This is a genomic window from Marinobacter lutaoensis, from assembly GCF_001981305.1.
GTDB classification, from domain to species: domain Bacteria; phylum Pseudomonadota; class Gammaproteobacteria; order Pseudomonadales; family Oleiphilaceae; genus Marinobacter; species Marinobacter lutaoensis.
The window spans coordinates 1-5,572 of sequence record NZ_MSCW01000018.1; the positions used below are offsets into that span (position 1 = coordinate 1).

The 5,572-nt window shown below is 54.8% G+C and carries 2 tRNA genes and 3 rRNA genes; all 5 read right to left on the reverse strand.

The annotated features are described in order from the left end of the window. Nucleotides 1-8: 8 nt before the first annotated feature. Nucleotides 9-123: ribosomal RNA gene (rrf, locus tag BTO32_RS17460) — 5S ribosomal RNA — on the reverse strand. Nucleotides 124-200: 77 nt separating this feature from the next. Next, nucleotides 201-3,091, reverse strand: a 23S ribosomal RNA gene (locus BTO32_RS17465). Between the two features lie 285 nt (nt 3,092-3,376). Next, nucleotides 3,377-3,452: transfer RNA gene (locus BTO32_RS17470), tRNA-Ala, on the reverse strand. A 32-nt stretch (nt 3,453-3,484) separates the two neighbouring features. Further along, a tRNA-Ile gene (locus tag BTO32_RS17475) sits at nt 3,485-3,561 on the reverse strand. Nucleotides 3,562-3,672: 111 nt separating this feature from the next. After that, nucleotides 3,673-5,212, reverse strand: a 16S ribosomal RNA gene (locus BTO32_RS17480). Together the 16S, 23S and 5S rRNA genes with 2 tRNA genes alongside form the textbook arrangement of a ribosomal RNA operon. Nucleotides 5,213-5,572: the final 360 nt, after the last annotated feature.

Genomic DNA, 5,572 nt, shown 5'->3' on the forward strand with positions numbered 1-5,572 from the left:
GATTAGGAGCCTGACGATGACCTACTCTCGCATGGGCCATGCCACACTACCATCGGCGCTGGTCTGTTTCACTTCTGAGTTCGGGATGGGATCAGGTGGTTCCAGACCGCTATGGTCGTCAGGCAAAACAGGTTGATCACTGGGGGACGAGACAGAAGTGATAGGTTTTCAAGGTTACCCGCCATTGTCTTGGGCGTTATATAGTCAAGCCTCACGAGCCATTAGTACCGGTTAGCTCAACGCCTCACAGCGCTTACACACCCGGCCTATCCACGTCCTGGTCTTGAACGGCTCTTCAGGGACCTCGAGGGTCCAGGGAGATCTCATCTTGGAAGGGGCTTCCCGCTTAGATGCTTTCAGCGGTTATCCCGTCCGAACATAGCTACCCGGCAGTGCCACTGGCGTGACAACCGGAACACCAGAGGTTCGTCCACTCCGGTCCTCTCGTACTAGGAGCAGCTTTCCTCAAATCTCCAACGTCCACGGCAGATAGGGACCGAACTGTCTCACGACGTTCTAAACCCAGCTCGCGTACCACTTTAAATGGCGAACAGCCATACCCTTGGGACCGGCTTCAGCCCCAGGATGTGATGAGCCGACATCGAGGTGCCAAACACCGCCGTCGATGTGAACTCTTGGGCGGTATCAGCCTGTTATCCCCGGAGTACCTTTTATCCGTTGAGCGATGGCCCTTCCATACAGAACCACCGGATCACTATGACCTGCTTTCGCACCTGCTCGACGTGTCTGTCTCGCAGTCAAGCGGGCTTGTGCCATTACACTAACCGCACGATGTCCGACCGTGCTTAGCCCACCTTTGTGCTCCTCCGTTACGCTTTGGGAGGAGACCGCCCCAGTCAAACTACCCACCACACAGTGTCCTCATCCCCGATCAGGGGACCGAGTTAGAACCTCAAACATGCCAGGCTGGTATTTCAAGGTCGGCTCCACCGGAACTGGCGTCCCGGTTTCAAAGCCTCCCAGCTATCCTACACAAGCATGCTCAAAGTTCACTGTGAAGCTATAGTAAAGGTTCACGGGGTCTTTCCGTCTAGCCGCGGATACACTGCATCTTCACAGCGATTTCAATTTCACTGAGTCTCGGGTGGAGACAGCGCCCCCATCGTTACGCCATTCGTGCAGGTCGGAACTTACCCGACAAGGAATTTCGCTACCTTAGGACCGTTATAGTTACGGCCGCCGTTTACCGGGGCTTCGATCAAGAGCTTCGCCCGAGGGCTAACCCCATCAATTAACCTTCCGGCACCGGGCAGGCGTCACACCCTATACGTCCACTTTCGTGTTTGCAGAGTGCTGTGTTTTTAATAAACAGTCGCAGGGGCCTGGTATCTTCGACCGGCTTCCGCTCCACCCGCGGGGGCTTCACGTACGCACCGGCGTGCCTTCTCCCGAAGTTACGGCACCATTTTGCCTAGTTCCTTCACCCGAGTTCTCTCAAGCGCCTTGGTATTCTCTACCTGACCACCTGTGTCGGTTTGGGGTACGGTCTCGAATAGCCTGAAGCTTAGAAGATTTTCCTGGAAGCATGGCATCAATGACTTCCCGCCCGTGGGCAGTCGTCGTCACGTCTCAGGATTGTGGACCCGGATTTGCCTAAGCCCACTCCCTACTCGCTTAAACCGGGACAACCGTCGCCCGGCTCACCTAGCCTTCTCCGTCTCTCCATCGCAGCTATCCAAGGTACGGGAATATTAACCCGTTTCCCATCGACTACACCTTTCGGTCTCGCCTTAGGGGCCGACTCACCCTGCGCCGATTAGCGTTGCGCAGGAACCCTTGGTCTTCCGGCGTGCGGGTTTTTCACCCGCATTGTCGTTACTCATGTCAGCATTCGCACTTCTGATACCTCCAGCATGCCTCTCGACACACCTTCGCAGGCTTACAGAACGCTCCCCTACCCCGCATACAACGTATGCAGCCGCAGCTTCGGTGACCAGTTTGAGCCCCGTTACATCTTCCGCGCAGGCCGACTCGACTAGTGAGCTATTACGCTTTCTTTAAAGGGTGGCTGCTTCTAAGCCAACCTCCTAGCTGTCTGAGCCTTCCCACATCGTTTCCCACTTAACTGGTACTTGGGGACCTTAGCTGGCGGTCTGGGTTGTTTCCCTCTTCACGACGGACGTTAGCACCCGCCGTGTGTCTCCCGGATAGTACTCACTGGTATTCGGAGTTTGCATGGGGTTGGTAAGTCGGGATGACCCCCTAGCCCAAACAGTGCTCTACCCCCAGTGGTATTCGTCCGAGGCGCTACCTAAATAGCTTTCGGGGAGAACCAGCTATCTCCGGGCTTGATTAGCCTTTCACTCCGATCCACAAGTCATCCCCTGGCTTTTCAACGACAGTGGGTTCGGTCCTCCAGTGCCTGTTACGGCACCTTCAACCTGCTCATGGATAGATCGCCCGGTTTCGGGTCTATGCCCAGCGACTAAGTCGCCCTATTCAGACTCGGTTTCCCTACGGCTCCCCTAGACGGTTAACCTCGCCACTGAACATAAGTCGCTGACCCATTATACAAAAGGTACGCCGTCACACCCGAAGGTGCTCCGACTGCTTGTACGCATACGGTTTCAGGATCTATTTCACTCCCCTCACAGGGGTTCTTTTCGCCTTTCCCTCACGGTACTGGTTCACTATCGGTCAGTCAGGAGTATTTAGCCTTGGAGGATGGTCCCCCCATCTTCAGTCAACGTTTCACGTGCGCCGACCTACTCGTTTTCACTGAACTCAGGTTTCGGATACGGGGCTATCACCCACTATGGCGGCACTTTCCAGAGCCTTCTCCTACCGGTTGTTCAGCTTAAGGGCTGGTCCCCGTTCGCTCGCCGCTACTTAGGGAATCTCGGTTGATTTCTTTTCCTCAGGGTACTTAGATGTTTCAGTTCCCCTGGTTCGCCTCACACAGCTATGGATTCACTGTGTGATACCGACCCGAAGGCCGGTGGGTTTCCCCATTCAGAGATGCCCGGATCACAGCTTGTTTGCCAGCTCCCCGAGCCTTATCGCAGGCTACCACGTCTTTCATCGCCTCTGACTGCCAAGGCATCCACCGTATGCGCTTAGTTGCTTGACTATATAACCCCAAAACAACGGTTGTCCTTCCCGGTCGCCCGGTCCGGATCGCTGTCGGGGTCGTTTCGTCCACAACCTCAACGACACACCGGATAACGCTTGAAATCGCTATCACTTTGAACCCTTCTCTCGGAGATAATGAGAGAAGAAATTCTGTGTTCTATCTCGTCCAAATTGTTAAAGAGCAATTCTGACCCAGTGATCAGAAAGAAGGGCTTCAAACGCACCATCACGTCGAAACACTTGTTTCTGCACACTGCTCTACCGGCATCGTCCGCCAAACGGGTGGTGGAGCCGAGGAGGATCGAACTCCTGACCTCCTGCGTGCAAGGCAGGCGCTCTCCCAGCTGAGCTACGGCCCCATACAAGGTTGCTAGAATCCCCGAAGGAATTCTGGTGGGTCTGGGTGGACTTGAACCACCGACCTCACCCTTATCAGGGGTGCGCTCTAACCACCTGAGCTACAGACCCGGTGTTGCTTGCCTCTCGACAATACCAGTCGGGCCTGCAAAGACCCTTTTGCTCTCTTTCCAGTCAACCAAGTAATTCGTGTGGACTCTGACCGAAGCGTTCGGCTTCGTTTAAGGAGGTGATCCAGCCGCAGGTTCCCCTACGGCTACCTTGTTACGACTTCACCCCAGTCATGAACCACACCGTGGTAATCGTCCCCCCGAAGGTTAGACTAACTACTTCTGGTGCAATCCACTCCCATGGTGTGACGGGCGGTGTGTACAAGGCCCGGGAACGTATTCACCGCGACATTCTGATTCGCGATTACTAGCGATTCCGACTTCACGCAGTCGAGTTGCAGACTGCGATCCGGACTACGACGCGTTTTCTGAGATTAGCTCCCCCTCGCGGGTTCGCAACCCTCTGTGCGCGCCATTGTAGCACGTGTGTAGCCCTGGCCGTAAGGGCCATGATGACCTGACGTCATCCCCACCTTCCTCCGGTTTGTCACCGGCAGTCTCCCTAGAGTTCCCGACCGAATCGCTGGCAACTAGGGATAGGGGTTGCGCTCGTTACGGGACTTAACCCAACATCTCACGACACGAGCTGACGACGGCCATGCAGCACCTGTCTCAGCGTTCCCGAAGGCACCAATCCATCTCTGGAAAGTTCGCTGGATGTCAAGGCCAGGTAAGGTTCTTCGCGTTGCGTCGAATTAAACCACATGCTCCACCGCTTGTGCGGGCCCCCGTCAATTCATTTGAGTTTTAACCTTGCGGCCGTACTCCCCAGGCGGTCAACTTAGTGCGTTAGCTGCGCCACTAAGACTTCAAGAGTCCCAACGGCTAGTTGACATCGTTTACGGCGTGGACTACCAGGGTATCTAATCCTGTTTGCTCCCCACGCTTTCGCACCTCAGCGTCAGTATTGGTCCAGGTAGCCGCCTTCGCCACTGGTGTTCCTTCCTATATCTACGCATTTCACCGCTACACAGGAAATTCCACTACCCTCTACCATACTCTAGCCTGGCAGTTCGAAATGCAGTTCCCAGGTTAAGCCCGGGGATTTCACATCTCGCTTACCAAACCGCCTACGCGCGCTTTACGCCCAGTAATTCCGATTAACGCTCGCACCCTCCGTATTACCGCGGCTGCTGGCACGGAGTTAGCCGGTGCTTCTTCTGTAGGTAACGTCAAGCCCAATGGGTATTAACCATCAGGTTTTCCTCCCTACTGAAAGTGCTTTACAACCCGAAGGCCTTCTTCACACACGCGGCATGGCTGGATCAGGCTTGCGCCCATTGTCCAATATTCCCCACTGCTGCCTCCCGTAGGAGTTCGGGCCGTGTCTCAGTCCCGATGTGGCTGATCATCCTCTCAGACCAGCTACGGATCGTCGCCTTGGTAGGCCTTTACCCCACCAACTAGCTAATCCGACATAGGCTCATCCAATAGCGCAAGGTCCGAAGATCCCCTGCTTTCCCCCGTAGGGCGTATGCGGTATTAATCCGGGTTTCCCCGGGCTATCCCCCACTACTGGGCAGATTCCTATGCATTACTCACCCGTCCGCCGCTCGTCAGCAGGGAGCAAGCTCCCCCTGTTACCGCTCGACTTGCATGTGTTAAGCCTGCCGCCAGCGTTCAATCTGAGCCATGATCAAACTCTTCAGTTTAAATCATACTGAAACCCAAAGGTTCCAAAATCATGCTCAAGACAAAACTCAATCTCGACGAGTCACTGTCCTGATATTTCGTGTCCGAAATACCTCGGCCAGCGCCCACACGAATTACTTGGTTAACTTTTTAAAGAGCGTTGAGCCTCTGCTCAATCAAGGCCGCGTATTCTACCGCGAATCCCGACCTTGTCAACCGTTTGTTTTCAGCAGCTTCGAAACTCTCAAAACCACCAAATCTCATCCGGCTTACTGCTTCAATCGAGGCGCGCATTCTACTCCGAACCGCTACCTTGTCAACCCCTCCCGGAAACTTTTTATCAACCGTTTCCCAAGAAAGTTCAAGCAGTTACCTCCCCC